Here is a 25,992-nt window from a genome sequence, read left to right as displayed (position 1 = left end):
CAGCGCTTGCTACTGGCAAGGTCAGCACTGGAAAACGCTCAGCAATCCCTCACCGGGTGACCATCCAGTCCCTGAAAGCCCCGCGTGGTGGAACGTGCCCGCTGAGGGCGACCAATCGGCCTACCTACGCAAGGTCAATGCCCGTCGCTATCTGTTGGCGGAACATCTCGACGCCTATGCCCAAATGGCCGAGCAACAAGATCCCGGCCTATGGCTGAACGCTCAGTTGGCCTTGGCTGATGCTTGGGGCTGGCAATCATCGGAGCAACTGGAGTTCTTGTTGGCCCAGAGTTTAAAGGAAACAGACGGTACACTTGCCGAGCGCTGGCAGGCGCACCCTGAGGAAACTCCGGCAGCTCATTTCCAGCGGGTTTATCAGACAGCACAATTCTGGCAAGGAGACGCCTCGTAATGACACGAACATTTAAAGGCCTGTTTTGGGGTTCCTGTATGGCCCTGGTAGCAGGGTGCACTATTGGTAAATCGGAAAGCTTTATCTTTACTGCTGACCTGCCACCCAACTTCGCTTATTACGCGATAGCTAAATATGCACCTGCCGAGGGAGAAACCTGTACGGTGACTCTCGACGATAATCCATACCTGGGTTTTAACAGAGAGTGGCGCACGGAATACAAGCCGGAACATGAAATTCCAATTTATCGCACAGTTAAAGGCTGCCGACTGGTCATCTATAAAATCGACTTGGAAATAAATGCTACTTACGGAAAAACCCGTGGAGATTTCAGCGGCGACACAACGGCAATCGCTATTAGAAAAGAACTGGAAGAGCAATATAAAGGAACTTTTGATGCTGCTGGAGAAAGCGCCATAAATGGCCAGTGCCAATGGTTGTTCCGTACATCAGGAAAGACTCGCATCCTTAGAAAGCTCCTCGACTGCAAAAAGGTTGACGCTCAGGGAATGGTGACGAAAGGGCGTCCCGTTGGGGCTTACACCTTGGATCAACTACCGGGTAAAACCGTGAAGATGAATATCAGGCTGGCTGATGAGGAAAGACCGGGGTGGGGTGATACCTGGGTCAAGGTACCTAATGGCTGGAAACGCTGCCTGGGCAAAGGCCTTGAAGATCAAGACGCATATTGCTTCGGCAACTATAAAGATTTCAGCACTTTCAAAATGCCGGATGGCCGTACTTGTACCATTTACCCTGGCTGCACAGAATAAGGAAATCACTTAATGACTACTTTGGATGAAGAATTGAAGCACCCGCTAAACAATCGCATGTTCACTTGCCCTGTTCAAGGTAAATGGACCAGCTTTCAGTTAGTGGATGAGTTTGGCGAGGGGGCTCCATACGCAGGGCTGTCCTATAAAGTCATCGATACGGAAGGCTACACATACACCGGAAAGCTCGATGGCACGGGCAAAGGCAAAGTAGACAATCATTTTGCTGGCCCAATAGCGTTAATCATCGAAGAGCAATATCAAGGACAGGAACTAACCTATGTACGCCGGATGCAAAGACCATATTACCCACTTCCAATAACTGAACTTCAAGTTCGCGCCGAGCAAGCCCGTTATTTTCATAAAGACGGCTCACGGACCAAAAGCAATCCGGCGCAAGCCTGTGCGGATTTCTTTTGCCAAGTTGAAGTTCGTCATTTCGTCGAACATGTCGCGCATTTACCACCTGAGGTCGAGTGTCACTACCCACTCCGTCCGGGATGGGCCAAGCTGATGCGGGAGCATGGCGAGCGTGGTGTCTGTCTGCTGCCCAACAAGCACAACGTGTTGGAGGTTCGCCCTTTAAGGGCCTTGCGCCCGATGCTCTCCACCGATTCGCAGTTCTGTGCGCTGAATCTGTATCAACTCGCCATCATGGCTACCTTGAGCTACAACCCGTTTGGCCAGGAACCGGATAAGGCACCGATCACGAAGAAGACCGTAGGTTTCCCGCAGAAACCCAGTATGGGTAACTGGTTTGGCGACGCTCTGGCCAAGTTCGATGAAATCTGGAAGGTGGACCCTGGGCAAGCCAAGGCGTACTACCCGCTGTATGAAGACGTGCCGTATTCCAAACACCTGGAGATTGCACCGTTTGATCCTGACCTGTATCCATCGAATAGCCCGGATTTAGAAGAGAATCAGGAACACCCGGCCAAAATTCATTTTCTTGATGACCGAGGCCAGAACAAGGACACCGACACCCAAGCGTTTATCACCCATAACGATGAGCTGGTCCTGATCGCAGTACGTGGCACCAATGAAAAATTAGCGGATGGCCTTCGAGACGCCGATGCGCTCCAAGTTCCCTTTGTCGAAGGTGTGGGTAATGTTCACCGAGGATTCTATGAGGCCGCACTGAAGGTCTACGACCTCGCAGTAAATTATCTCGAAAAGTTCTACACCGGACAGAAGCTGGTTATCTGTGGTCACAGCTTGGGTGGAGCAATTACCTTGCTGCTCTCGGAGATGCTACGTCGTCGGGCTGACCGCTATGACATCGTGCTGTACACCTACGGCTCCCCAAGGGCTGCTGACGCGACCTTCGTAAAAGGCGCTGCTGACCTGGTGCATTACCGCATGGTCAACCATAACGACCCAGTACCCAGCGTGCCGGGGACCTGGATGAACACCAAGGCATCTGTCTATGGCACAGGGGCAGCCTTGACCTTCGTCAACGTCCCCTTGGGCCTCTCGGTGTTCGTAGCAGGTATTACCAACCTGAGCGGAGAACCCTATGAGCATCACGGGACGTTGTACCACTTCTTTCCAGTAGACCTGGGTGGCAAGGAGAAATCCGCCATCCTTTGGGAGCCAGGTTGCGACACCATTACCCAGCATGCGGCCTGCACCCTGGCCATTCAACAGAACAAGGGATTGCCTGAAAGATCGGGCTTGATTTCGCAGATTCTTGACGGGGGTAATCATTCAATGGTCGGCGGCTATATCCCTGGTTGCTGGGCGACATTTCGACGCTGGCAGGAGGCCCTGGAGCTCAAGCGTTCGCGAGTGACCGATGGAGAGGTCGAACGGGTCAAAGGGGACCTGACAAAAATCACTGACCAACTGCGCCTCAAGCGCCGCATGCTCAACGGTAACCCTGGTCCCTATGGCCGAGCCCATGAACTAGTCATCGAGGCGCTCAATCGCGAGGTCGATAAAGTGCAAATGACCCTCGAACGTTTGGAGACCCTGCGCCGAGTGACGATTGACGAGAAGTTTGTTTATGGGTCGGTTTCAACACAGCCTGACCTGTTGACCGAGAGCCTGCCTCGCTGGAATGCTCACCCGGAAAACAGAGTCGCCGAACAACTGGCCATGGCCCCTACTGCAAGCGCTGATGATGGTCTGTTGGCCTCAATCTACGGACACGCCATTGGCGCACCACATACGCTTGATATTGATTCAATCGTCTAATGACGGAGCAGTAGCAGGCAACGCGCGACGAAATGGTGTGCCTACACAATCTCCCACTCGAATCGCTACGGTTTGAAGAACCCTTCAAGAACCTTCGCCACGGTTTCAACGGGCACTCCAGCGCCGTAGATGTCAAAAGTAATCGTCCTCGCAGTGTGCCCCATCACCGCCTGAGCGTGAGTCGTGGAACCCCCTTTGACCTGCATCACTCGCGCCGGCCGCCGCGATAGGCCCCCGGTGGCAGCCCGGTCCACTGTTTGAAGGCGCGCTGGAAGGCGCTGGGTTCCGAGTAGCCCAGGCGTTCGGCCAATTTGGCGACGCTCACCGAGCCGCGGGCGAGCAGGGTGCAGGCCAGGTCCCGGCGCAATTCATCGCGCACCCCGAGGAAGGTCACGCCGAGCGCCGCCAAGCGGCGGGCCAGGGTCTGCCGCGAAATGCCCAGGGCTCTGGCCGCCTCGAGTTCCGACAGCCCGGCAAAGGGCTCGGCGGTGCACAGCAAGGCGCGCAGGTGCGCTTCGAAACTGGCCAGCGGGCCGGGGGCGATCACCGCCGGCAACAGGTGGCGGGCGAAGCGCGCGGCCTCCGCCGGCCGGCGCATCATCGGCGCCTGCAGGTTCACCGCCGGCAGCTCCAGCCATGCCTGAGTGGCGAAACCGGTTGGCGGCCGAACAGAAAGCGTGTTTGCGCGGTGAAGGCGCTGAGATGCCCGGGCAGGACGATCCGCCGCAGCGGCAGGATTTCGCCGGTGAGCCAGCTGCCGGTGTGCCAGAGCGCCAACAGCAGCATATGCGGCCAGAGCACCGAATCGGTCTGCGCCCCGGGGCGCGGTGTCAGCAACAGGCGGGCAATCCTGGCGTGTTTTTCCAGGCGCCAGGGCGGCGAATCGTCGAACAGCTTGTAGAAGCGCGCGGCCTCTTCGAAGGCCTCGGCCAGGGTCGGCAGGTGCACCAGCAACCGCAGCAATTGTTCGAAGCTACCCAGCGGCACGGTACGGGCGAAGAAACCCAAGGCTTCGTCATCGCCGACGCCCACGGCCAGGCGACTCAAGGCGCGGTAGTTGAGCGGCGCCACGCGATAGCCGTCGCGAAGGGCTTCCCTGGGCAAGTCGCAACGCTCGAGCAGCGCGGCGCGTGCGTCGGCGTCGAGACGCAGTTGCCCCAGCATCTCACGCACAAAACGCGCGGGAATGGTCGGGGCGACGATCCAATGCGGGTAAGGGCGGGTCATGTCATTTGAGGCAAAGCGTCATTGGCGGGCACTCCAGAGTCCGGCAGATTGATGCGACCCACTCCCAGGAGCCAGTCGATGACTACAACAACCTTGCCCGAGCGGCACGACTACATGAGCAGCGGATGCGCCAGGACTTATCGATCGACCGCCGGTACCCAACCCGCCGTGCCCGCCGCGCAACTCGACGAGCTGATGGCTCGCCTGCAACGCGACGGCTTCGTGGTGCTCGAACGGCTGTTCGATGAGCAGCAGGTTAGTCGCATGCGCGAGGATCTGCTGGGACGTTTCTGCCAGACCGGGCGCAACTCGTTCGAGGGCGCACGCACCCAGCGGTTGTATGCGCTGATTGCGAAAACGCGGGTCTGCGATGGGCTGGTGGAGCACCCGCTGATCCTGGGCCTGCTGGACCGGCTCCTGGCGCCCAATTACCTGCTGTCGCAGCTGCAGGCGATCAATATCCTGCCGGGTGAGTGCGCCCAGCACCTGCATTACGACGACGCCTTCTATCCCATGGCCCGCCCGCGGCCGGCCTATGGCGCGGCGACGATCATGGCCCTGGACGACTTCACCGACAACAACGGCGCCACCGTGGTGATTCCCGGCAGCCATCTGTGGGACGGGCGCCTGCCCACCCAGGCCGAGCAGGCCGCCGTTCTGCCGGTGGTCATGCCCAAGGGCTCGATGGTGTTTTTCCTCGGCACCCTCTGGCACGGCGGCGGCGCCAATCGCAGCGGCGCGCCACGCCTGGCGCTGACGGCGCAGTACTGCGAACCCTGGGCGCGCCAGCAGGAGAACTTCATCCTGTCGACCCCGCGCCACGTCGCCCGGCAATGCAGCGAACACATCCAGCGCATGCTCGGTTACTCGATCCACGCGCCGTTCATGGGCATGGTCAATGGCATGCACCCCAAGCGCATGCTCGAAGAGCCGCAGGGGCGCTGAGTGCTGCCAGGCCGAGGGGCTCAGTTGCCGTCGGCGACCTTCCTTTCTATCTCGGCGATTTTCCTGGCGATATCCTCGGCCTCCTGCTCGTTGCCTTTTGCAGGGTCTGGCGTGGCGGCGTCATCGAGGCCAGGGCTCTGCTCTTCCTCGTCGCCAGGGTCCGGCTGCCCGGGGCGTTCTTCGGGGGTGGTCCCGGAGGTCGATGTGGATGCTTTCGGATTGTACGATTCAGGGTTCATGCTGGGGCCCTCGCTGGGGTTCTTGATGGTCAAGGGGGAGGCCTATACCCCGAAAGGAAAGGTGTCTTCTTCATGACTGAGACCGCTCGCCACCGGTAGCGGGGTAACGGCACCGGTCGTTTCATGCCAGACCAGCGCATCGAACTGCTCGCCCAGCACCGCCTGGAAATAATGGCTCTGGCGCTCCGTCGCGGGCCGGTAGATGACGCCGATCGCCCGCTCCAGCAGCGGCTCGGACAGCGCCTGGCGCAGGTCTTCGCGCTCGGGGGCGCGCCAGTCGGTCAGCGAGGCGGGAATGCCCGCCTGGAGAAACTGCTGCTCCCAGCTGTCCGCAAGGGAAGGCCGCACCTCCTTGATCCCCATGTCACCGTCCCAGTTGTCAGCGGCCACCACCTGGCCGCGGTCGGTGCTCATACCGATCAGCACGGCAGCATCGCCGTAGGCCGTGCGGCACAGCTGGCCGATGTTGAACTCGCCGCGCCAGCCCATGTCGGTCGCCGCCGCGTTGCCGATGTGCGAGTTATGCGCCCAGACCACCGCCTTGGCGCCCGCGCCGCGGTGCGCGAGCAAGGTCTGCAAGGTCTCGAACATGTGCTTGTCGCGCAGGTTCCAGGAGGCGGCCGAGCTTCGGTACATGGCCCGGTAGTACTGTTCGGCAGAGCGTATGACCCGGGCATTCTGGGTGGCGCTGAAGAGCGCTTCAGGGTTGCTGGCAAGGCGTTCGCTCAACAACGTGTTCAACTGCTGGACCACCGCTTCCTCGCAGGAAGCTTCGTGCCCGCGCTCGACGAAATGGCCATACAGCGCCGGGTCGTCCTGCCAGGGCGTCAGGCAGCCATAACGCCGACGCGCTTCATGCGCCAGCCGGGCGTCGGTGCGATCGAGGTAGGCCAGTACTTCGCTGATGGAATTGCGCAGGCTGTAGACATCCAGCCCACGAAACTCGACCCGCTGCTGCGCGGGCAGGGGGCGATTGTGGCGGTGCAGCCAACGGATGAAGTCGCACACCTCGACGTTGCGCCACATCCAGCTCGGAAAGCGGCTGAACGCCTGCTGCCCGGCGGTGGACGGGCCCAGGTCGCGCACATGCCGGTCGATGTGTCCGGCGTCGGGCCAGTCGGCCTCGATGGCGACGATGCCGAAGCCGTGGTGGGTGATCAGCCGTTGGCTGATGGCCGCGCGGGTTCGATAGAACTCACGGGTGCCGTGGCTGGCTTCACCGATCAGCACCACCCTGGCATCGGCATAACGGTCGAACAGCTCGCCGAAAGCCTCGGATTCGAGGGCGGGCAAGGGCTCGGCGTATCGGCGCAGCAAGGCCTGGAGCGCGGTGCCGGGTTGGCGGGCCGCCTGCGGGTCCTTGGCGTGTGACTTCATGGCGCTGCCTCCTCTTGGGTCGAGGATTTGAATGGCCAGGGTCGATATAGAGCAGACGCTGGCGCGGCGGCGATGTTCCCGCCCGGGGACCGAAGGTCGAGGGTTCAACGCCTGAATGCCGCGAGGGCATGGATGACCTCGCTGGCACAGGCTCCGGCCAAGGCGAGCGCCATGTCCTTTTGCGCGTCCCAGGGATCGCGCTGGGTCGCCAGGAAAGCCTTGGCCTTGTCCTCTCCCAGGTACTGACCTCCGATCCATTCGATCAGCTCGTACGACGCGGAAGTGGCCAGGATCAGGCTGAGCGTGAGGGTGGCCAGCCAGAAGCCACGCAACGGCGTGCGGCGCTCCAGCAGTTCGCGCACCGGCAGATAGAACAGCAGGCCGTAGCTCAGATGTACCAGGCGGTCATATTGGTTGCGTTCCCAGCCCAGGGCGCCATTCAGCGACTGCCCGGTGACATGGCGCAGCCACTCGTCATAGGGCACCTTGGCATAGGTGTAGTGGGCACCGAGCTCATGTATGGCCAGCAATAAAAGAATCGAGCCATACGCCAGCGGGGACAGGCGCACATATCGCCAACCCGCCAGCAGTGCCAACAGCAAGGCGACAGGTAGGGCATTTTCCAGGAGCCAATCCACGCGATTGTGCGGCGCGATACCGGACGCAACGACCAGGGCCATGCCAAGCACCAGGCTGACGGTCACTTGAGCGGGGGAGGCGTGCGATATCTTCGAATTGTCCATACGCGCACTTTCGAAGGGGCCGGTCAGCTTGTCGCGCCAGGGCCGCGGCATGAGCCCAGCGCCAGGCCAGGTAACCACCCGGGCCCCTCGACAGTCTCGCGACCCAGGAGGCCGACACGGCGTTCGACCGGTTTCATAGCCGCTCCCGCGCACTTTCAAAAATGCCTATGCATTGGGTCTTTCCGGCGCCGGGACGTTCGTTGCAAGACGCCGGGAAGAGACGAATGGCACCCGGCCGCAATGGCAGCGGAGTGCCCCGGCGTCATGCTCGGTTGCCTCGAGAAAGGTTGAACCCGTCGAGCGGGAATGAAACCTAAGTTGTATCAACCCGAAGGGAGTAGCCGTCATGACAGATCTTGTCAGCTATTTTTGGATCTTCGTCGCCGCGATGATCATCCTCCTCGATCTCTGGGCAATCATCAGCGTCTTTCGCAGCAGCAAGTCCGCCGGGGTCAAGGTCATGTGGTTCCTTGGCATCGTCATCTTTCCCGTGCTGGGCCTGATCGCCTGGGGCATCGCCGGCCCGCGCGGAATCAAGCCGGGTAGCGGGCCGACGTCGCCCGAGCACAGCAAAGGATAGTGACTGCGGGGAGCGCAGGCCGGCATCGCCTGGGCGCCAGGCGAGGGCCGCTACGTGGCGATCCGCGCAGCGACCCACCGGGTAAACACCGGCCGTGGCCGCTCGGCCACAGCCGTCTGGGGCCAGGCTATCAATGGGCCTTGGCCACGCCCTGCAGCACCGTGCTGTTGGCCTGGCTATCGTGGGCCTTGACGATATTGCCCAGGGACACCACGCCCACCAGGCGTTTCTGCCGATTGACCACCGGCAGGCGCCGCAGCTGGATATCGGCCATGTTACGGGCCACTTCACCGACCTCCTGGTCGTCGAAGCAATAGCGGATGTCGCTGCTCATCACGCTGCTGATCGGCATATCGCAGCTTTGGCCCTTGGCCACGGCACGAATGACGATATCGCGGTCGGTGATCATGCCGACCAGCCGGTCCTCGTTGTTCACCAGGATGGCGCCGCTGTCGATGCTGGCCATCATGTTGGCGACTTCCCGCAGCGTCTGCTCGGGACGTGCGGTCTGTACGTCACGGGTCATGACTTCAGAGATCTTCATCATGGTTCTCCTCGAAAGGCCGGGCCGTGGTGGCCCGGCATGAGAGGCAAGGGCCGGAGCCCTTGCACGGTGGGGCTCAACGATCAGCTACGCCCTCCGCGGGCGCCGCTGGGTTGGCCGCCTTTCTTGTTGGCGTCCGACGCTTTCTGCCGGTCGTTGGCAACGTTGCCGCCCGATGCCTGGCCACCTTTCCTGCCGGCTTCGGATGCTTTTTGACGATCGTTCGCAAAATTCCCGGGATTGGAATGTCCGGTGTTGGCCATGATTCGCTACCTCTTGGTCGATTGAATTTCGCTCGCAATTGCAGCAAGCACTAATTGGGAGTACCGGGATTTTTCAAAAGTTGAAATTTGTTCGGCGGCGTACGACGAGTGGTTAGCCGCTAGGGACGGGGGCCTTCGAGGGTGCGTTCTGTCCGTCTTCGGCAAACTTTTCTGAACGCCGCTCGCCAGCCCCGAGTCAGTTTGCTTATGGGGCGCTGCCTGTCTGCGGCGCCGATTTGCCCCCCTGGAGCCACGCCATGAACCTGACCCGAGTGTTATCGCTGCTGTGCTGCCTGCTGGTCCTGCAAGGCTGTTTTGAAAACACCGAGGATAAAGACAAGGACAACTCGAAATCCTCGGTGCAGATGACCCAGCCGGATGCCGACAAGAAGTGATCCGGCCCGGCGCCTGGCTTGCGTTTGTGGTTGGGCCAGGCGCGCACCGGACCGTTGAGCTGAACATTGGCGCCCGGTCGGGACTCGAAAGTCTATCGGTCATCAACAGAGGAGAACGGTCATGATCAGCGAACGCAAGGCCTCGGTACTGGAGGCCTGGAAGATCCTGCTGGAGGACCGCGGCTACCGTGCGGACTCGCCCGACGCCTGGCATCAGGCGCTGCTGGACGCGGCGGAAAACATGCTGCGCAGCGGTGTGATCGACCAGGCCGGCTGGCTTGAACTCAAGGACCAGGCCAATACCGCCTATGAGCGGGCCATCGAGGAAGCCGTGGCGCAAAGGGTCGCCGATCCGAAGGCGTGAGCCGGCAAACCCCGCGCTCAGGCGGGGTTTGCCGGTGCTTCACTTGGTCTTGGACTGCAGGTGCCTGGCCATGTCCAGGTGGTCCTGCAGCTTGGGCAGGGTCTCCTCGGCGAAGGCTTTCAGGTCCGGCTTGTCCGAAGACGCCACTTCTTTCTTGAACAACTCCACGGCCTTCTCATGGGCCACTACCTGGTTGTCGGCATAGGCCTTGTCGAAGGACTCGTCGCGCATCTCCAGGATCATTTGCTTGGCCTTGGCCGTCAGCGAGGCTTCGTCCGGGATCTGGATGTCGAGTTTTTTCGCCAGCACCAGCAATTCCTGATTGGCTTTGCTGTGATCACTGATCATCTGCGTGGCAAAGGCCTTGACGTCCGCGGAGGCGCTTTTTTCCAGGGCCAGCTTGCTGCTTTCGATTTCATTGATCCCGGCTTGCGCGGCCTCTTCGACAAAGTCGCTGGAGCTCATCGCCATTGCACTTGAAAGGCTTCCTGCGCTCAGCAGGAACAACAGGCCCACTTGTTTCATCAGCAGGTTGTTCATGTTCTTTCTCCATTCGTGGCACGACAGGTGTCGCCTGACGGTTGATAGGGAACCTGCGGCAAAGGTTTAAATTATTTCCAGGTTTTTCGACCATCCGCAGGCCGCAGGCGTGCCGGGTTCAACCAGGTGTGACTCAGCGGCCGCAGCGCTGGCGAATCACCTGCGCCGCTTCATCCGCGAGGATCTGGTAGAGCGCCGGGGAAGGGTGGAAGCCGTCCCCGGCCATCAGGCTGGCGGCCGGCTGGAAGCGGGTCGCCAGCAATACGCAGCGATCCTGGCCGGCCAGCAGTTCGACCAGCAGGCTATTGAAACGCCGGGCCCTGAGGCCCAGGTACCAGCGCAGCGGCTGGGGCAGGGCGGGAAACAGGTGCATGGGCGGCACGGGCAGGAAGAGGATATGCCGGGCCTCGAAGCGCTCGCTCAAGAGTGCGATCAGGCGCGAGATCCGTGCCTGCCATTCGGCCGCCGCGATGCGGCTGGTGACGTCGTTGACGCCGATGGACACCAGGGTCACATCGAAGGGCTCGGTCGGGCCGTTCTCCAACAGCTGGAACAACTGCCGCGAGTCCAGTCCGGACTGTGCCCGCAGCTGCCATGACAGCTGGAAGTCGCCGGCGAGGCCTGCCACCAGCCGGCCGGCGATCGCCTCGTCCTGGGTAAGGGCGCCGACACCCGCCGCTGCGGAATCGCCGAGGATCAACAGGCGCAGGGCCGGCCCGCTGGCGTCGGCGTGCCTGCCTTGGCGCGGGCCTTCGGCCTCCGGCAACCTGGGGGTGACCCAGCGGGTGTAAAGGCCCTGGGCGAGTAACAGCGGCCCCAGGGCCACCTTGGCGAACACGTCGGTCATGGACAGTTACGCTCGCGGTAAAAAAGGTGACGTTGGCAGGTAGCAGTGGCCCGCCTCGGAACGGGTATGACAGGCGAGTGTAGTCCTGACCGCCGGTGACGCCGAAGGGTGAATAACGGCCCCCGGTTATCCCCGATAGCCAATCGCAATTACCCCCGGTTTTTCATCGCCAAATGGAAGAATTGACCCGCTCGCCATGACCTAGTATGGCGGCTGTAGGGCGTTTTAAAGCGGCTGGCGCACCGAGGTTAACCGGCCCGGTGCGCAGGCAGTCGGTTGTTCGGCCATCAGAAAAAGAACCGGTCGCGACACAGGTGTCCCCAAGGACAGAGGGACCGGTCTGCAGCACATGCAAGGAGCAGCGCATGACACCCGTGAAGCTGATGTTGAGCATTTTCCTTCCTTTGGTGCTGTTACAGGGCTGTAGCAGCGAGACGAAAAACCCCTGCGGCGACAAGCCCGGCGAGCGACTCGACGAGGCCAAGTGCGTCGGCCGCGATGCCGGCAGCCTCAGAGGCGCCGACGAGGACTACTTCGCCGACATGGACTACGGCGTGTCCAGGCAACCGCAGTTGTTGGTCGAGCGACTGTCGCCCTTCATCCCTGGCATTACCGAACAGCAGGCGCTCCAGGCCTTCGCCCGCGGGCGCAACAACTGGATCGTCTGGACCGCCGGCAACGATGCGCTGTGGGACAAGCTCTCGCGCGACAGCGTCGGCAACCTGGACCTGCTCAAGACCGTCTCCAACCACCCGAGCCTGAAATACAACCGCGATAAACGCTGGCAAGTGCTGGGGGTGGTCAACGAGCCCTGCTACGTCAAGGGCGAGGGGCCGCGCGACGACCGCTACGGCCTGTGGCTGGACAAGCGCGACCCGTCCTGCGCCGCCGACCCTTTCGAGAACGAAACCAAGTACCCCGGGGTGAAGATCGGCGCCCGGGGCAAGAACCTGCCGGTGGGCTCCTATTACGGCTACGGCACCGGGATCGTCGGCCTGCGGCTGTTCCCCAACCCGGACTTCGACGAGCACGCGCAGAAGAAGTGGGACGCCAAGCGCTATTACGAAGACCCGGCTTATTACAACGACAGCAAGCTGGTGAAACCTTACCGGGTCGGCATGTCCTGCGGCTTCTGCCATGTCGGGCCGAACCCGACCAACCCGCCGGCCGACCCTGAACATCCGGCCTGGTCCAACCTCAACTCCAACCCCGGCGCGCAGTACTTCTGGGTCGACCGGATCTTCATGTGGAACCAGGACCCGAGCAGCTTCCCGTACCAGCTGTTCCACACCTCGAAACCGGGAGCGCTGGACACCTCGTTCGTCTCCACCGACTACATCAACAACCCGCGCACCATGAACGCGGTCTACAACCTCAAGGCGCGCATCGAACTGGCCTCGAACCTGGGCAAGGAAAAACTCGCCGGCGGCGGGCTGGACAACCGCCAGTTCAACGAGGTGCCCGGCGTGCCGCCGGACAGCCCGCTGGCGCAGTTCTACAAAAAGCCTGACACCGTATTCACCCCGCGGGTGCTCAAGGACGGCGCCGACTCGGTGGGCGCGCTCGGAGCCTTGAACCGGGTGTTCATCAATATCGGCCTGTACAGCGAGGAATGGACCACCCACTTCCGGCCGCTGATCGGCGGCAAGCCGATCACCCCGTTCCGTATCGACGTGGCACGCAAGAACTCCTCCTACTGGAACGCCAACGAGGCGCAGACCCCGGACCTGGCGTTGTTCTTCCTGGCCTCGGCGACCCCGGACTACCTGAAGAACGCCCCCGGTGGCACGGCACACCTGAGCGAACCGGCGGCGGTACTGGAGCGCGGCAAGGAAGTGTTCGCCGACACCTGCGCCCGTTGCCACTCCAGCAAACTGCCGGAAAAGGCCTGGACCTTCTTTCCCGACCATGGCTGCGTGAACGACGGTTACCTCAAGTGCTGGAACAATTACTGGACCTGGAGCAAGACGCCGGAGTTCAAGACGGCGATGCGCGCCATCGTCAAGGATGAGAAGTTCCTGACCGACAACTTCCTCTCCACCGAACTGCGGGTGCCGGTCACCCTGACCGAAACCAACGCCTGCAGCCCGCTGGCGACCAACGCCCTGGGCGGCAATATCTGGGACAACTTCTCGTCGGAGTCGTACAAGCAATTGCCGGCGGTAGGCTCGGTGCTGGTGCAGAACCCGTACACCGGCGAGCCCTGGGAATACGCGATGCCGGCGGGCGGACGCGGTTATACGCGGCCGGCCTCGCTGGTCAGCGTGTGGTCCACCGCGCCGCTGCTGCTGAACAACCGCCTGGGGCAATTCCACTGGAAGGGTGGGGTGGAAGACCGCATGGCGTCCTTCGACAGCGCGATCGAGATGTTGCTGTGGCCGGAACACCGCACCGGCGACTTCCAGGTCATGACCCGCTCCGGCAAGACTCACATGGGCACCGTCGACGTCACCAGTGAGACCAGCTACCTGCGGGTCAGCAGCGGCTATCTGCCGACCTTCCTGCAAAAACTCGAAGGCCTGTTCGGCCGCTGGCTGCCGTGGCTGTTCGGCGAGGATGGCATCCAGCTCGGGCCGATCCCGCAAGGCACGCCGGTGAGCCTGCTGTCCAATATCGACCTGGAGAAACGCGACCAGGTGCTGGACCTGCTGCTGAAGATCAAGCACGACCTCAAGCAACTGCCGGCCGGTGCCACCGACGAGGAAGCCCGCAAGGTCTTCGCCGGCCTGGTCAAGCCGCTGCTGCAGGTGAGCAAGTGCCCGGACTTCGTGGTGGACAAGGGGCATTACTTCGGCACCAGCTTCCTCAAGGAAGAAGCGCCCCTGAGTGATGCAGACAAACGGGCCTTGATCGCCCTGCTGAAAACTTTCTAGGTGGCCAGCGATGAACAACGAAATGGATTACGAGTACATCGTGGTGGGCTCCGGGGCAGGGGGCGGCACCGTCGCCGCACGCCTGGCCGAACAGGGCCGCAAGGTGCTGGTGCTGGAGTCTGGCAGCGACCCGGCGGCGGCGGACACCACCGCCCCGCGGCTGCCGGAGGAGTACGAAGTGCCGGCGTTCCACCCGCGCTCCACCGAGAACGATGCGATGCGCTGGGACTTCTTCGTCCGCCACTACAGCAACGACGCCCGCCAGTTGCAGGACCCCAAGTTCACCCGGACCTTCCAGGGCGAGAACGTCGACGGGGTGCTGTACCCGCGGGCCAGTTGCCTGGGCGGCTGCACCGCGCACAACGCGATGATCACCGTCTACCCGCACAACCAGGACTGGGACCATATCGCGCAGATCACCGGCGACCCGTCGTGGAAGGCCAGTGCCATGCGCGAGCACTTCCAGCGCCTGGAGAACTGCCATCACCGGCCGTTCCAGCGGTTTCTCTCCTGGTTCGGCATCAACCCGTCGCGGCATGGCTTCAAGGGCTGGCTGCACGTGGAAAAGGCCGTGCCGGAAGCGGTGATCGACGACCTGTCGCTGGTGCGCTCGATCGTCAAGTCCGCCGAGCAGGCGTTCAAGACCCTGGGCGAAACCCTCAAGCGCATCGGCTGGCAATTGCAGGGCGTGGGCGACCCCAACGACTGGCGGCTGGTGCGCGAGGAAGCCATCGGCCTGCGCTATCCGCCGCTGACCACCCGGCACCACCATCGCCACGGGACCCGCGAACGCCTGCTGGATGTGCAAAAGCGCCACCCGGACAACCTGCACATCGAGCTGGATGCGCTGGTGACCCGGGTGCTGCTCGATGACCAGCAGCGCGCCTATGGCGTGGAGTACATCAAGGGCGCGCGGCTGTACCGGGCCTGCACCTTGCCGCGCAATGCCGCCGGTGAACTGCGCCAGGTGCACGCCAGCCGCGAAGTGATACTCGCTGGCGGCGCCTTCAACACCCCGCAACTGCTGATGCTCTCAGGGATAGGCCCGCGCGAAACCCTGGAAGCCAAGGATATCCCGGTGCGGGTCGAGTTGCCGGGCGTCGGGCGCAACCTGCAGGACCGCTACGAGGTCGGGGTGGTCAACCGGATGAACTTCGAGCACTGGGAAGTGCTCAAGGACGCGCGCTACGCCAAGGGCGATCCGCAGTACGAGGAGTGGGCCAAGGGCAAGGTCGGGGTCTACAGCACCAACGGCGCGGTCCTGGCGATCATCAAGAAATCCCTGAAGCAACGGCCGCTGCCGGACCTGTTCTGCTTCTCCCTGCTGGCGCTGTTTCGCGGCTATTTCCCCGGCTACTCGAAGCTGATCGTCGAGCACCTGAACTACCTGACCTGGGCCATACTCAAGGCCCATACCAACAACAACGCCGGCTACGTCACCCTGCGTTCGAAAGACCCGGCCGACACCCCGCTGATCAACTTTCATTACTTCGAGGAGGGCAGCGACACCCAGGGCGAAGACCTGCAATCGGTGGTGGAGGGCATCAAGTTCGTGCGCAACCTGGCCCAGCCGTTGAAAGACGCCGGGCTGATCGCCAGCGAGGAACTGCCCGGCGATGAAGTGCAGACCGACGAACAGCTCAAGACCTTCGTCATGAACCAGGCCTGGGGCCACCACGCCTCCTGCACCTGCCCGATCGGCGCCGACGACGACCCGATGGCCGTGCTCGACAGCGCCTTCCGCGTGCGCGGTGTGGGCAACCTGCGGGTGGTGGACGCCTCGATCTTCCCGAAAATCCCCGGGTTCTTCATCGTCACCTCGATCTATGTCGCGGCGGAGAAAGCGGCGCAGGTGATCCTGCAGGATGCGGCCGCGGTACGGGCGCAGGCAGTGCGGGGGGCAGGGCAGGCTACGGCCAGTGCGGACAGAGCGACCACGGTGGAGGCGATGGTTGCGTCAAAACGCTGAACGCTGGACAGGAGGCCGGGCCGTTGAAAGGCTCGGCCTTTTTTTGTCCTCACGGCGTGCCCGGATGCGGATCCGGATACTCAGCCATCACCTCCAGCGGCTTTGCATAAGGCCCATCCCACAATTGCGCGTGCAGCTCACCGATGCGCCTGGCCATCGCGCTGTCGTGCATCACCACTTCCAGGTTGCGCGAATTGTCCAGGTAACCGCCGAGCCAGTTGCTGGTGCCGATCCAGGCCACCTGCCCATCGATCTCCATGGTCTTGCTGTGAATCACCCGGGCATAGGGAATGAACCCCTGGGGCGCCTGGGGCAGAGTGACGATCCTGACCTGGACATTGGGCAGCACCGCCAGGCTTTTCAGGTAGGGCAGTTCCAGCTTGTCGGTGTTCCAGTTGGACACCATCAACTTGATCGACACACCTCGCGCCGCGGCTGCCCGCACGGCATTGTCGATCAGCGGGTAATAGGGCCGGGTCCGGTCAGGCCCGTAGGACAGCGGCGCATAGTCCAGCAGTTGCACCCGCACTTCGTTCTTCGCTTCGGCCAGCAGGCGCGGCAACTCCTGTTGCGAGTCGCCCACGCCGGGCGGGTTGTAGCGTTGCGGGCTGGCCACCAGGTAATTGCCGCGGCGTAGCGGCGGCTGGCCGTGGGCGGGCTGGGGCACCGGCTGGTTTGCCGCCACGGCCGCCTGGGCCTGCCAATCCTGTTCGAAGATCGCCTGCACCTGGGCCACGGTGGTTGCATCGCTGATGCGCAACCCGGTTTCGTGGATATGCTCGAGCGAGCGCCAGTCGAAGTTCTGGCTGCCGATGAATGCCTGTTTGCCATCCACCACCATGTACTTGGCATGGATGATCCCGCCGCTCACCTGGGCATAGGGCAGTACCCGGAAGGTCAGGTTGGGAATCGCCCGCAGGCGCTCCAGGGTGGCGGGGTCTGACAGCTTCAGGCCCTTTTCTTCCAGCAGGAAGCGAATCTTCACGCCGCGTTTGCCGGCCGCCTCAAGGTGTTCGATCACCGTGCCGAGCACCGACCCGGGATGGTCCGCCGCATAAAACTGGCCGATGTCGATCCGGCTTTTCGCGCCATCGAACAGCTCGATCCACACGGGGCCGGGTTGCCGCAGATCCGCCGTGCCAAGCGCAGTGTCCACCGGCACCGTATGCACCAACTCGAACCCCGCAATGGCAAAGTCCGCCTGGACCAGCGGACTGACGAGCAAGCCAGCCAGGCCTGCGATCCGAACGCTGAGCAGCGCTCGTGGAAACTTCATGCATACGGACATAGGCGTCTCATGTCGGAAAAAGGCGGACGCAGCCTGCGCCCGCCCTGGTGGTTACGCGGTAGTACGGCTGTGCAACGGGGTCGGTACCCGCTGCGGCACCTCATCCTGCACACGGGCACCGGTGGCCGCGCGGATCAGCAGCATCTTCAGTTGATCGTTGATGCGCTCCAGGCTGTCCTGGAAAAAATTATGGAATACCACGCAGAACAGGGCGATGGCGATCCCCAGGCCGGTGGCGAACAACGCCGTGCCGATACCGCCGGAAATCTGGCCCGGATCGGACACCCCGGCGCTGGCCAGGGCCTTGAAGGTGTCGATGATCCCCAGGATGGTCCCCAGCAAGCCTAGCAAGGGGGCGGCGGTGGTGATGGTCTCGATGATCCACAGGCTGCGAGCCAGTGGCGCGCGGGTCGACAGGTACTGGCTCTCGATCACGTCGTCCAGGTCCTTGCGCGAACCGTGGGCAGCCTTTTGCGCCAGCACCGGCAGGACCATGCTCAAGGGCAGGCTGTCGCGGCGGGTCACGCCTTGCGGCAGGTCCCGCTCACTGTGCACGTGACCGCCCAGGGCCTCCATCAACGCCCTGGCCTGGCGCCGCACATAGGCGAAGTAGAGACCGCGCTCGATGGCGATGAAGATCGCGATGGCCACCGCGGCATACATCACATAGAAGGTGATGTCGTGAAGCAGGTTCATGTCCATGATGCTTTACCTCATTCTTCGATAAATGGCGGATGACGATCAGAAATTCGCTTCCAGGGAGACGGTCACGGTCCGTTCCAGGCCCACGATGTAGGCCGGGTCGCCGTCACGGAAACCGCCGTAGGGCGCGGCGTTGGTCTTGGTGGTGTACACGCCGTCCAGGTACTTCTTGTCGAACAGGTTGTCGACGTTCAGGCGCAGGGTCGCGTCCTTGACCACTTTCTTGTCCACCGGCAGGTAGATACCGGCGCCGAGGTTGAACACGGTGCGTCCGGAAATGGCTTCGTCGTTGGTCAGGTCGCCATACAGCTTGCTGGTGTATTTGCCGCCGAAGGTGCCGTAGAAGCGCCCGTCGTCGTAGCCGATGTTGGCCGCCAGCATGTTCTTCGGCACGTTGGCGAACTGCTTGCCGCTGGTGGGCAGGACAATGGCCTTGCCGGCGTTGTAGACGGTCAGGTCGTCCTGCTGCTCGGCGCGGGTGTAGGTGTAGGAGGTGTAGTAGTTGAAGTGGTGGGGCAGCAGGCCACTCCATTCCAGTTCCAGGCCGCTGTTGTCGACAGCGCCGGCGTTGATGTCGGCGAAGTCGCCGTTGATGTCCCTGGACGAGACCTGGCGGTCCTTGAACTGCATGTAGAACAAGGTGGCGGCCAGGGTCATGTCGTCGCCGCTGTAGCGCCAGCCCAGCTCATGGTTCCAGCTGGTTTCCGGCTTGGAGTCGATGGAGCCGACACCCTGGTCGTAGAGCACGTAGTTCTGCGGGATGCGCATGTTGCGCGACAGGCTGTAGAACACCTGGTCGTGCTCGTCGAGCTGGTATTTCAGGCCGACGTTGGGCAGCAACTTGTTATAGGTCTGGTGACGCTTCTCCGGCTGTTCGGTGAGGCTGCCGTGGTTGTTGCCGTCACGCTTGACGTTCATGTAGGCCAGCCCGGCCACCAGGGTCCAGTCCGGGGCGAAATACCAGGTGTCCTGGGCCCAGACTTTCTGCGCCGGGGTGATGGTGAAGCGGTCGCGGCCCTGGACCTTGTTGCCATTGGCGTCCACCACGTTATCCGAATCCGGCCAGGTACTCTCCGGCTTGCCGCTGCTCTTGAGTGGAATGAACGGCTGAGTCTGGCTCTGGCGCGCGCGCTCATACCAGTAGCCGAATTGCAGGCTGTGGTCGCCCAGGTCCCAGTTCAGCTTGGTGGTGATGCCCGGGCGCCAGGTCTGGGTGCGCGAAGGGCGGTAATAGACGCCGCTGGTGGAGGAGCCGTCGGCGTTGTACTGGGCGGCGGTCTGCAGGTTGCTGAGGTCGAACACGCCGCCCCGGTTCGAACCGCTGTTCAGCGCATAGCTGGAGGCGCCCACGCCGCTGCCATTACCCCAGTAGTAATACGGGATGACCGACAGGGCCAGGTTGTCGGCCAGTTTGAATTGCGTGTTGAGCACCGCGGTAAAGGTCTGGAACGGGTTCTGCGCCAGAGCGTAGTAGCTGCTGACCTTGCCGTTGCTGCCCAGGGCCGGCGTCGAAGGGTAGGGGTCGTACTTGCGACCGTTCTGCTGGAACTGGGTCTTGGTCAACTGGCTGTAACTGTTGTTGTCCTGCTCGTGGTACTTGAGGATCAGGTTGGCCGTGTTGCCGCCGCCCATGTCGAAGAAGCTGTTCCATTCCACCTTGTCCGCCCGCACCGCGCCGTCGCCGCGCCATTTCTCGCCTTCGGTGTGGGACAGCGAGAGCCAGTTGCTCAGGCCGTTGACTTCGCCGGTATTGAGCCGGGCGAAGGTCTTGAAGGTGCCGTTGCTGCCGGCCACCTGCTTGACAAAAGCGCCGGTTTCCTTGGTCGGGCGGATGGTCACGATGCCGATGTTGCCACCGCTGGAGCCGATGTGCGGGCCATCGGCTTCGGCCGCGCCCTGGGTGACGAAGATCTGCTCGATATTTTCCGGGTCGCCCAGCAGGTTGGAGTACAGCGCGTAGTTGCCGGAGTCGTTGATCGGCATGCCGTCCACCGACATCCCCACCTGGTCGGAGTTGAGCCCGCGCATGGTGAAGCGGAAACCCGAAAGCCCGGTGGCATCTTCGCTGGAGATGTTCAGGCCCGGGGTGTATTTGAGTTTGTCGACGGCGTTGCCGGTGGCGGTCTGTTTATCCAGCGCCTCCTTGGTCACCGTGGAGCGCGCCTTGACGCTCTCCTCCTGGACCATGTAGCCACCGCCCGCCGTGGCCTTGCCTTGCACGCCAATGGTGCCGACGTCGCTGTCGCTGGTGTCTGCCATGGCGATCCCATGGCCCATGCTCGCGGCAACGAGTGCCAGATGAATCCGGGTGAACTTCATCACTGTCGTCCTGCTGTTGGGTGCTTACTGCACGCTGTAGTTGAAGGTGGCGGTGAAACGTTGCTCGTTGCGCCCACCGAAGGCTTGCTCGGGGAACGGCTTGACCTGCTTGATACGGCGCAGGCTGTTGGTAGCGGCCCGGTTCAGCAGCATGCTTGACGCCTGGGTCTGGATCCCGGAGTCGAGGACGCGGCCCTGGCGATCCACCAGCAACCAGACCACCACCTCGCCACTGGGGCGTTCGAGGGACGCCTGGCGTCCGGTGGGGTACTGCTTGTAGGTGTCCAGTTCGTTGCGCAAACCTTTGAGATAGCCGCCTTCCAGGGCCTGGCCGTCGACTTTCGGCGGGGCGGGTGGCGCAGGCGTCGGTGTCGGTGTCGGGGCGACGGCGGGCTGCACGGGTTTGGCGGTGGCCGGCGGCGTGGGTGTCGGCGTTGCCTTGGCGGCCACGGGCGCTGGCTTGGGCAGCGGTTTGGGCTTGGGTTCAGGTTTCGGCAGTGGCTTTGGTTGTGGCTTGGGCGGCGGAGGAGGGGCCGGCTCGGCTTCTTCGTCTTCGATGACCGGCGGCGGTGGTTCCTGTTCCACCACGGGCTCGGGGACTGCCTCCGGCTCTGGTTCGACCAGGGCGATTTCAACCGCCGACTCGTCATACACCGGCTGCACTTTCAGGGTTTGCGACTGGATACCCAGTGCAATCAGCACCAGGGCGATCAGGGCCGGGACACTGCCCAGCAGCTGACGCGCACGAAACAGGGCGTACATGATCAGGACTTGCGCGTAGCGATGGAGACCGAGGTAAAGCCACCCAGGCGCAGGGTGTCCATGACCTCGACCAGGCGGGAGACTTCCACGCCCTTGTCGCTGTTGACGATGATGGTCGACTTGCTGTCAGGCTTTTGCGCGGCCTTGAGCGCCGGCACCAGGGCCTCGACGCTCAGGTCCTTGCCATCGAGCTGCAACTGGCCTTCCAGGCCCAGGGTGAGGATGAACTTGTTCTGCGGCTTGAGCTGTTGCGAACTGCTGGCGCTGGGCAACTGGGTCTTCATGCCCAGTGCCGGAATCACGTTCAGGCTCACCAGTACGAAAAACACCAACAGGAACATCATCACGTCGATCATCGGGATCAGTTCGATGTGCGCCTTGCGTTTTTTCGGTTCGTCCCAGGTTCTCATTCCGTTACCCCGTCATTGATTAGGGGCGCCACGCTAGCAACGAAAAATGACCGATTGGTTAACTTTAATTTAAGCTTTTAGGTGTCTAGGACACGGTTTTCAGAAGAATCACCAGTCATTTTTTGACGGTCATGAAATTGACATGCCGGGGGCGCATTTTTGCGCATTTATCCGGCGAGCCCCCCGACATGAGCGCTGTACTTCCTTCGTTACTTACCCCACGACTGGCGCTCAAAGCGCTGCAAAAACACCAGGCCGAGACACTGTTCGAGCTGGCCAACGGCCCCGGGATCGCTGACAACACCGCAGCGATTCCATCGCCTTACACCCTGGAAACGGCGCTGACTTTTATTGCTGGCCAGGAGGCGAATTTCCGTTCCGGGCAATCCCTCGCACTGGGTGTTCATCTGCGAGAGACCGACGAATTGATCGGCGTGATCAGCCTCAGGTTGTCCGCGGCTCATCGCAGCGGTCACTTGGGATATTGGGTCGCCGCTCACCGCCGCAACCAGGGCTACGCCGCCGAGGCGGCCGGCGCAATCATGGCGTTCGGCTTTACCGAACTGATGCTGCACCGCGTTGGCAGTCAGTGTTTCGCCCGTAACCAAGGCTCGGCACGGGTGATGGAAAAAGTCGGCCTGGGTTACGAAGGCTGCATGCAAGGTGTCTTCCTCAAGAACGGGATTCATGAGGACATGTTGCTGTACGGGCTGTTGCGCGCCGATTGGCGGCCCGCGTCATGAGCGACGATATCCGCAAGCCGGTGGATCCGGGCCGTCGCCGGGTGCTGTCGGGCCTGGCGGTGGCGACGGCTTTTTCGATCCTCAGCCCTTTCGCCCGCAGTGCCGGCATCGACTACCCGTTCACCCTGGGCGTGGCCTCGGGCGATCCGCTGCCGGATGGCTTTGTCATCTGGACCCGCCTGGCGCCACTGTTCAACGCGGCCGATGGGCGTGGCGGCTTGAACCGTTCCGTGCCGGTACGCTGGCGGGTGGCCAGTGACGCGGCGATGAGGCGGATCGTGAAACAAGGCGAAGTCATGGCCACTGAGCGTTTCGCCCATTCCGTCCACGTCGAGGTCGCGGGGCTGGAGGCTGGGCGGCCCTATTGGTACCAGTTTGAAAGCCTCGGGGCGCAGAGTCCGGCAGGGCAGTCGCGCACGGCTCCGCCTGTGCACGCGATGGCGTCGGCACGGCTGGGCTTTGTCTCCTGTTCTCACTGGGAGCGCGGCTACTTCAGCGCCTACCGTCACCTGGCCGCGGAACAACCTGACCTGGTATTTTTCCTCGGCGATTACATTTACGAAAAATCCTATGCACCCGACTCCGGCAAGATCATTCGCCCCCACAGCAGTGACGAGGCGCTGGACCTGGCGGGCTATCGCAACCGCTATGCCCAGTACAAGACCGATCCCGACTTGCAGGCGCTTCACGCCAGCGCGCCCAGCGTGGCAACCTGGGACGATCACGAGGTACAAAACGACTACGCCAACCAATGGTCCCAGGATCCGGGGACTCCGGTAACCGCGTTCCTCAAGCGGCGAGCGGCGGCCTATCAGGCCTTCTACGAACATATGCCATTGCGCGCCACCAGCCTGCCGCGGGGGCCGGACATGCGCATTTATCGGAACCTGGACTATGGGCGACTGGCCCGCTTCCATGTATTGGACGGCCGGCAGTACCGCTCCGAGCAACCGTGCATTGCGCCCAATGGCAGCCACCAGGGGCATATCGCCGAAGACAGTTGCCTGGATTTGCGCGACCCCAGGCGCACCATGCTGGGCTGGCAGCAGGAAGCCTGGCTGGACCAGGGCCTGGCCCAGTCCCGGGCGCAATGGAATGTGATCGCCCAGGACCTGCTGGTGGCGCCGCTGCTCCAGCACGTCCCGGCGAGCCAGGCGCTGGGGCACTGGACCGACGGTTGGGACGGCTACAGGGCGACTCGCGAACGGGTGCTGGCGTCCATCGAACGCCGGCGAGCCAGTAACCCGGTGTTCTGGGGCGGCGACATTCATTCGTTCTGGGTCACGGACCTGCATGTGCGCGCCCATGACCCTGACTCGCGGATCGTCGCCACTGAATTCGTCGGCACCTCGGTCACGTCCGACGGCCAGTCGTTCGACGCCATCCTGCCCTTCAATCCCCATGTAAGGTTTTTCGAGAGCCGCTGGCGGGGATATGTGGCGGTGGAACTGGAAGAACGGAAGATGCTGACCCACCTGCGGATCATTTCCGATCCCCGGGATCCGCATGCCAGTGTCTCGACCCTCAAGTCATTTGTGGTGGAGTCGGGGCGGGCGGGGGCGATTGAGGTCTAGTCAGTTCCACTCAAAATGCTGGCCGGGCCAATCATTTTGGATGGTTGCGCCCAGGCGCCGAATGAGTGGAGAAGGCCGAGCTATCGAGAGGCTCGGCCTTCTCGCTGCCGAGGGTACAACGACCTTCGAATAATCCAGCATCAGCATTCGGAAACAGAACGGTTGCGTGGGTCGGCCGACATCTTATCGATCGGCAGGCAGTACGCTTTTGTTCATGCCCGCCCGCTGGGAGATTGGTCGATCTTCAGAGCGGGTAAAGTGCTTTGGATGGAATGGCCGCGGCCAGGCATTAACCCTATACAAGGTCAATGCCCAGCGTACACGGTGTTTTTTTTACAACACGACAAGCCCCTAAGCGCTCTAGTCAGTCACTAGCACACTAACCAGTTCGCTACGCGAAAAGGGGCCTGTCACCGGGCTTTCGCCCGTGACCTCCACTTGTATGGTGTACGAACCTGACACCGGAGTATCGAGTTGCGATGTCAGTTGTCTTGCGCCTTGTTGAAAGTGCACTACCGACTGTTGATGCGCCAGAATGTCCCGTTCTGGTAATAGCTGTTGACGCAGTGCCGCGAGTTTCGCCTGCGACTCAGGGACGCCTCGTGAGATGTGAGCAGGGTTCGCCCGCACCGAACCGAGTTGATCGTGATACTTGATCAAGGCATTGGCCAGACTGATGGTCGGCCGAATCACGGAGGCATGGGCTCGGACATTCGTCAGGGGCTCGCCGCCCTCGTTCAGATTGAGTTTTAGCTCCAGCGGCCGACCGACATTGTGAGTCCGGGCAATATCGACGTTGAGTTTTAGCTCCGCGATTGCATTGCGTGTTGACGACGGGTACTGCAGTGCGCCCCCCGTGCAGTTGATCGTTTGACCTGCGCCAGCGAATTCCAGCTGGACCTGCCACTCCCCCGGGGCCGGGTTGTCGACGTTGTAGATGACAAAACCGTTGCCGATGATGGTCGGATTCAACGGGCTGGTGGAGCCTGAAGGGTCGACCAGAGTCACTGACAGCTGATTGCCGGAAGGGCTGCCACGTGTGTAGGTGACCTCGGCGTTGGACCAGACTGCCGAGATCTGCGCGCCACCGGGACGTTGAGATACCGTCGCCGGGATTAAACGGTAGTCGTTTGTGGGAATGTCTACGAGCTGGTTCGCCAGTAGCGCAGCCGAGGCTGTGTTCGAGCGGATCTTGTTATAGACCTTCATCATGTCGGCAGCGCGCGGAGCATAGAAAAACTCTCCGCCGGTGCGCTGGGCGATTAGTTTCAGCAGGTCTTGGTCAGAATGCGGTCCCATGGCGCAGGCCATGACCGGATAGCTGGGCAGCACGTCCAGGGGAGGTGGCCCCTCATTCTGGAAACCATCGGTCAAGAGCACACAAACCTTCGGAAGACTGGCTGAGTCAAGGAAAGTGCGTGTCTGTTGTAACCCCAGACCTATGGCTGTGCTGCCGCCGGTGAACGATAGTTTATCGACCTCACCGGCTGCGTTGGCGGTGACCGTCAGTGCCAAGTCGACGGTGGCCAAGCTACCATTGCTGGTATAGACATTTCTTGCCGTGGTGTCATAAGCGACGACAGCAAGCTTATCTCCAGGCTTGAGCAAACGCAGGAAGGCCTTGGTATCGATGACGGTTTGCGCCACGTAACCTTCGGAGGTCATGCTGTAGGAAGTGTCGACAATAGGAACGACTGAAACACTGGTCATGCTCTTTGCTCCTTTTTCAACCCCGAGCGGTCGACGCGTACAGCCAGCTGGCCGAGCGCTGACGGCGCATCGAACAAGGCCCGTCCTTGTTCGTCGATGGTCGCCCTTGCGACGGGTGCGCCGTCAGATAGCAACTCAAGGTCAAGTCCTTGGGCCGATTCGCCAGTGGCCAAAGTGATTTTGATAGTGATTGACAT

Annotated in this window: 26 protein-coding genes and 1 pseudogene; 11 read left to right on the top strand and 16 right to left on the bottom strand. The window is 62.0% G+C overall.

Translation table 11 applies throughout. The annotated features are described in order from the left end of the window. From BM019_RS15930 to BM019_RS15920, 3 genes and pseudogenes are all read left to right on the top strand, one after another. Positions 1-412, top strand: a pseudogene (locus tag BM019_RS15930) (DUF4123 domain-containing protein); the annotation flags it as partial. Continuing rightward, positions 412-1,185 carry a hypothetical protein gene (locus tag BM019_RS15925; RefSeq protein ID WP_092418869.1) on the top strand — a complete coding sequence of 258 codons (774 nt, stop codon included), beginning with the start codon at positions 412-414 and terminating at the stop codon, positions 1,183-1,185. The pseudogene BM019_RS15930 and the gene BM019_RS15925, both read left to right, overlap by 1 nt. A 12-nt stretch (positions 1,186-1,197) precedes the next feature. Continuing rightward, positions 1,198-3,381, top strand: coding sequence for a lipase family protein (locus BM019_RS15920; protein WP_092418868.1), 2,184 nt, complete (start codon positions 1,198-1,200; stop codon positions 3,379-3,381). Between the two features lie 205 nt (positions 3,382-3,586). Here BM019_RS15920 and BM019_RS31045 read toward each other — a convergent pair whose 3' ends face one another. Together BM019_RS31045 and BM019_RS31040 are read right to left on the bottom strand one after the other, a co-directional pair. Beyond that, on the bottom strand, positions 3,587-4,000 hold the full coding sequence (locus BM019_RS31045; RefSeq protein ID WP_239691083.1) for a helix-turn-helix transcriptional regulator: 414 nt from the start codon (positions 3,998-4,000) through the stop codon (positions 3,587-3,589). Further along, entirely contained in the window at positions 3,997-4,608 is a 612-nt protein-coding gene (locus tag BM019_RS31040; RefSeq protein ID WP_239691082.1) for an AraC family transcriptional regulator ligand-binding domain-containing protein, read from the bottom strand. The genes BM019_RS31045 and BM019_RS31040 overlap by 4 nt, the downstream gene beginning before the upstream one ends. Before the next feature lie 78 nt (positions 4,609-4,686). Between BM019_RS31040 and BM019_RS15905 the strand changes: the two genes are divergently transcribed. After that, a complete protein-coding gene (locus BM019_RS15905; RefSeq protein WP_092418866.1) occupies positions 4,687-5,553 on the top strand; it encodes a phytanoyl-CoA dioxygenase family protein in 867 nt (288 codons plus the stop codon). A gap of 20 nt (positions 5,554-5,573) precedes the next feature. On the opposite strand, the gene BM019_RS15900 is transcribed toward BM019_RS15905, so the two are convergent. The 3 genes from BM019_RS15900 to BM019_RS15890 all read right to left on the bottom strand — a co-directional run bounded on the left by BM019_RS15900 (position 5,574) and on the right by BM019_RS15890 (position 7,912). After that, positions 5,574-5,825 carry a hypothetical protein gene (locus BM019_RS15900; RefSeq protein ID WP_239691081.1) on the bottom strand — a complete coding sequence of 84 codons (252 nt, stop codon included), beginning with the start codon at positions 5,823-5,825 and terminating at the stop codon, positions 5,574-5,576. A gap of 9 nt (positions 5,826-5,834) precedes the next feature. After that, entirely contained in the window at positions 5,835-7,169 is a 1,335-nt protein-coding gene (locus BM019_RS15895) for an erythromycin esterase family protein (RefSeq protein WP_092418865.1), read from the bottom strand. 104 nt (positions 7,170-7,273) lie between these two features. Next, positions 7,274-7,912 (bottom strand): DUF2238 domain-containing protein, encoded by a 639-nt coding sequence (locus tag BM019_RS15890; RefSeq protein WP_239691080.1) that lies wholly within the window; start codon positions 7,910-7,912, stop codon positions 7,274-7,276. A 346-nt stretch (positions 7,913-8,258) separates the two neighbouring features. Here BM019_RS15890 and BM019_RS15885 point away from each other — a divergent pair, with 346 nt between their 5' ends. Continuing rightward, positions 8,259-8,492 (top strand): PLD nuclease N-terminal domain-containing protein, encoded by a 234-nt coding sequence (locus BM019_RS15885; protein WP_085530831.1) that lies wholly within the window; start codon positions 8,259-8,261, stop codon positions 8,490-8,492. A 130-nt stretch (positions 8,493-8,622) separates the two neighbouring features. Here BM019_RS15885 and BM019_RS15880 read toward each other — a convergent pair whose 3' ends face one another. Both BM019_RS15880 and BM019_RS15875 read right to left on the bottom strand, forming a co-directional pair. Further along, on the bottom strand, positions 8,623-9,036 hold the full coding sequence (locus tag BM019_RS15880; protein ID WP_009043941.1) for a CBS domain-containing protein: 414 nt from the start codon (positions 9,034-9,036) through the stop codon (positions 8,623-8,625). Between the two features lie 83 nt (positions 9,037-9,119). Next, complete coding sequence (locus tag BM019_RS15875; protein ID WP_080748292.1) at positions 9,120-9,299, bottom strand: con-10 family general stress protein; 180 nt, start codon at positions 9,297-9,299, stop codon at positions 9,120-9,122. A 257-nt stretch (positions 9,300-9,556) separates the two neighbouring features. Here BM019_RS15875 and BM019_RS30825 point away from each other — a divergent pair, with 257 nt between their 5' ends. Both BM019_RS30825 and BM019_RS15870 read left to right on the top strand, forming a co-directional pair. Continuing rightward, positions 9,557-9,694, top strand: coding sequence for a hypothetical protein (locus tag BM019_RS30825; protein ID WP_009043940.1), 138 nt, complete (start codon positions 9,557-9,559; stop codon positions 9,692-9,694). Between the two features lie 121 nt (positions 9,695-9,815). Further along, entirely contained in the window at positions 9,816-10,058 is a 243-nt protein-coding gene (locus BM019_RS15870; RefSeq protein ID WP_081361448.1) for a hypothetical protein, read from the top strand. Between the two features lie 39 nt (positions 10,059-10,097). On the opposite strand, the gene BM019_RS15865 is transcribed toward BM019_RS15870, so the two are convergent. Then, complete coding sequence (locus BM019_RS15865) at positions 10,098-10,598, bottom strand: DUF4142 domain-containing protein (RefSeq protein ID WP_009043938.1); 501 nt, start codon at positions 10,596-10,598, stop codon at positions 10,098-10,100. Positions 10,599-10,731: 133 nt separating this feature from the next. Continuing rightward, positions 10,732-11,445 (bottom strand): SGNH/GDSL hydrolase family protein, encoded by a 714-nt coding sequence (locus BM019_RS15860; RefSeq protein WP_092418863.1) that lies wholly within the window; start codon positions 11,443-11,445, stop codon positions 10,732-10,734. Positions 11,446-11,810: 365 nt separating this feature from the next. On the opposite strand from BM019_RS15860, the gene BM019_RS15855 reads away from it, so the two are divergent. Continuing rightward, positions 11,811-14,318, top strand: a complete 2,508-nt coding sequence (locus tag BM019_RS15855) for a hypothetical protein (protein ID WP_092418862.1) — start codon at positions 11,811-11,813, stop codon at positions 14,316-14,318. Positions 14,319-14,328: 10 nt separating this feature from the next. Continuing rightward, positions 14,329-16,287: a GMC family oxidoreductase gene (locus BM019_RS15850; RefSeq protein WP_092418861.1), complete on the top strand. Its 1,959-nt coding sequence runs from the start codon at positions 14,329-14,331 to the stop codon at positions 16,285-16,287. Positions 16,288-16,336: 49 nt separating this feature from the next. On the opposite strand, the gene BM019_RS15845 is transcribed toward BM019_RS15850, so the two are convergent. The 5 genes from BM019_RS15845 to BM019_RS15825 are packed head-to-tail and all read right to left on the bottom strand — an operon-like array spanning position 16,337 to position 21,768. Further along, positions 16,337-17,575 (bottom strand): phospholipase D-like domain-containing protein, encoded by a 1,239-nt coding sequence (locus BM019_RS15845; protein WP_092418860.1) that lies wholly within the window; start codon positions 17,573-17,575, stop codon positions 16,337-16,339. A gap of 51 nt (positions 17,576-17,626) precedes the next feature. Continuing rightward, complete coding sequence (locus tag BM019_RS15840; protein ID WP_092418859.1) at positions 17,627-18,277, bottom strand: MotA/TolQ/ExbB proton channel family protein; 651 nt, start codon at positions 18,275-18,277, stop codon at positions 17,627-17,629. 39 nt (positions 18,278-18,316) lie between these two features. Next, positions 18,317-20,596 carry a TonB-dependent receptor gene (locus BM019_RS15835; RefSeq protein WP_092418858.1) on the bottom strand — a complete coding sequence of 760 codons (2,280 nt, stop codon included), beginning with the start codon at positions 20,594-20,596 and terminating at the stop codon, positions 18,317-18,319. 24 nt (positions 20,597-20,620) lie between these two features. Further along, positions 20,621-21,358 (bottom strand): energy transducer TonB family protein, encoded by a 738-nt coding sequence (locus BM019_RS15830; RefSeq protein ID WP_092418857.1) that lies wholly within the window; start codon positions 21,356-21,358, stop codon positions 20,621-20,623. 2 nt (positions 21,359-21,360) lie between these two features. Beyond that, on the bottom strand, positions 21,361-21,768 hold the full coding sequence (locus BM019_RS15825; protein WP_007925526.1) for an ExbD/TolR family protein: 408 nt from the start codon (positions 21,766-21,768) through the stop codon (positions 21,361-21,363). Between the two features lie 188 nt (positions 21,769-21,956). On the opposite strand from BM019_RS15825, the gene BM019_RS15820 reads away from it, so the two are divergent. Together BM019_RS15820 and BM019_RS15815 are read left to right on the top strand one after the other, a co-directional pair. Next, the gene (locus BM019_RS15820; protein WP_092418878.1) at positions 21,957-22,511 is read left to right on the top strand and encodes a GNAT family N-acetyltransferase; all 555 of its coding nucleotides are present in this window, start codon (positions 21,957-21,959) and stop codon (positions 22,509-22,511) included. Next, positions 22,508-24,085, top strand: coding sequence for an alkaline phosphatase D family protein (locus BM019_RS15815; protein ID WP_092418877.1), 1,578 nt, complete (start codon positions 22,508-22,510; stop codon positions 24,083-24,085). Before BM019_RS15820 ends, BM019_RS15815 begins: the two co-directional genes overlap by 4 nt. Before the next feature lie 360 nt (positions 24,086-24,445). Here the strand turns inward: BM019_RS15815 and BM019_RS15810 are convergent, their stop codons facing one another. Together BM019_RS15810 and BM019_RS15805 are read right to left on the bottom strand one after the other, a co-directional pair. Further along, the gene (locus BM019_RS15810) at positions 24,446-25,795 is read right to left on the bottom strand and encodes a vWA domain-containing protein (protein WP_092418856.1); all 1,350 of its coding nucleotides are present in this window, start codon (positions 25,793-25,795) and stop codon (positions 24,446-24,448) included. Continuing rightward, positions 25,792-25,992, bottom strand: coding sequence for a hypothetical protein (locus tag BM019_RS15805; protein WP_092418855.1), 201 nt, complete (start codon positions 25,990-25,992; stop codon positions 25,792-25,794). The genes BM019_RS15810 and BM019_RS15805 overlap by 4 nt, the downstream gene beginning before the upstream one ends.

Origin of the sequence: Pseudomonas sp. NFPP07, assembly GCF_900115645.1 — a bacterium.
Taxonomy (GTDB): Bacteria; Pseudomonadota; Gammaproteobacteria; order Pseudomonadales; family Pseudomonadaceae; genus Aquipseudomonas; species Aquipseudomonas chlororaphis.
This window is presented reverse-complemented; position numbering and strand designations above follow the sequence as displayed.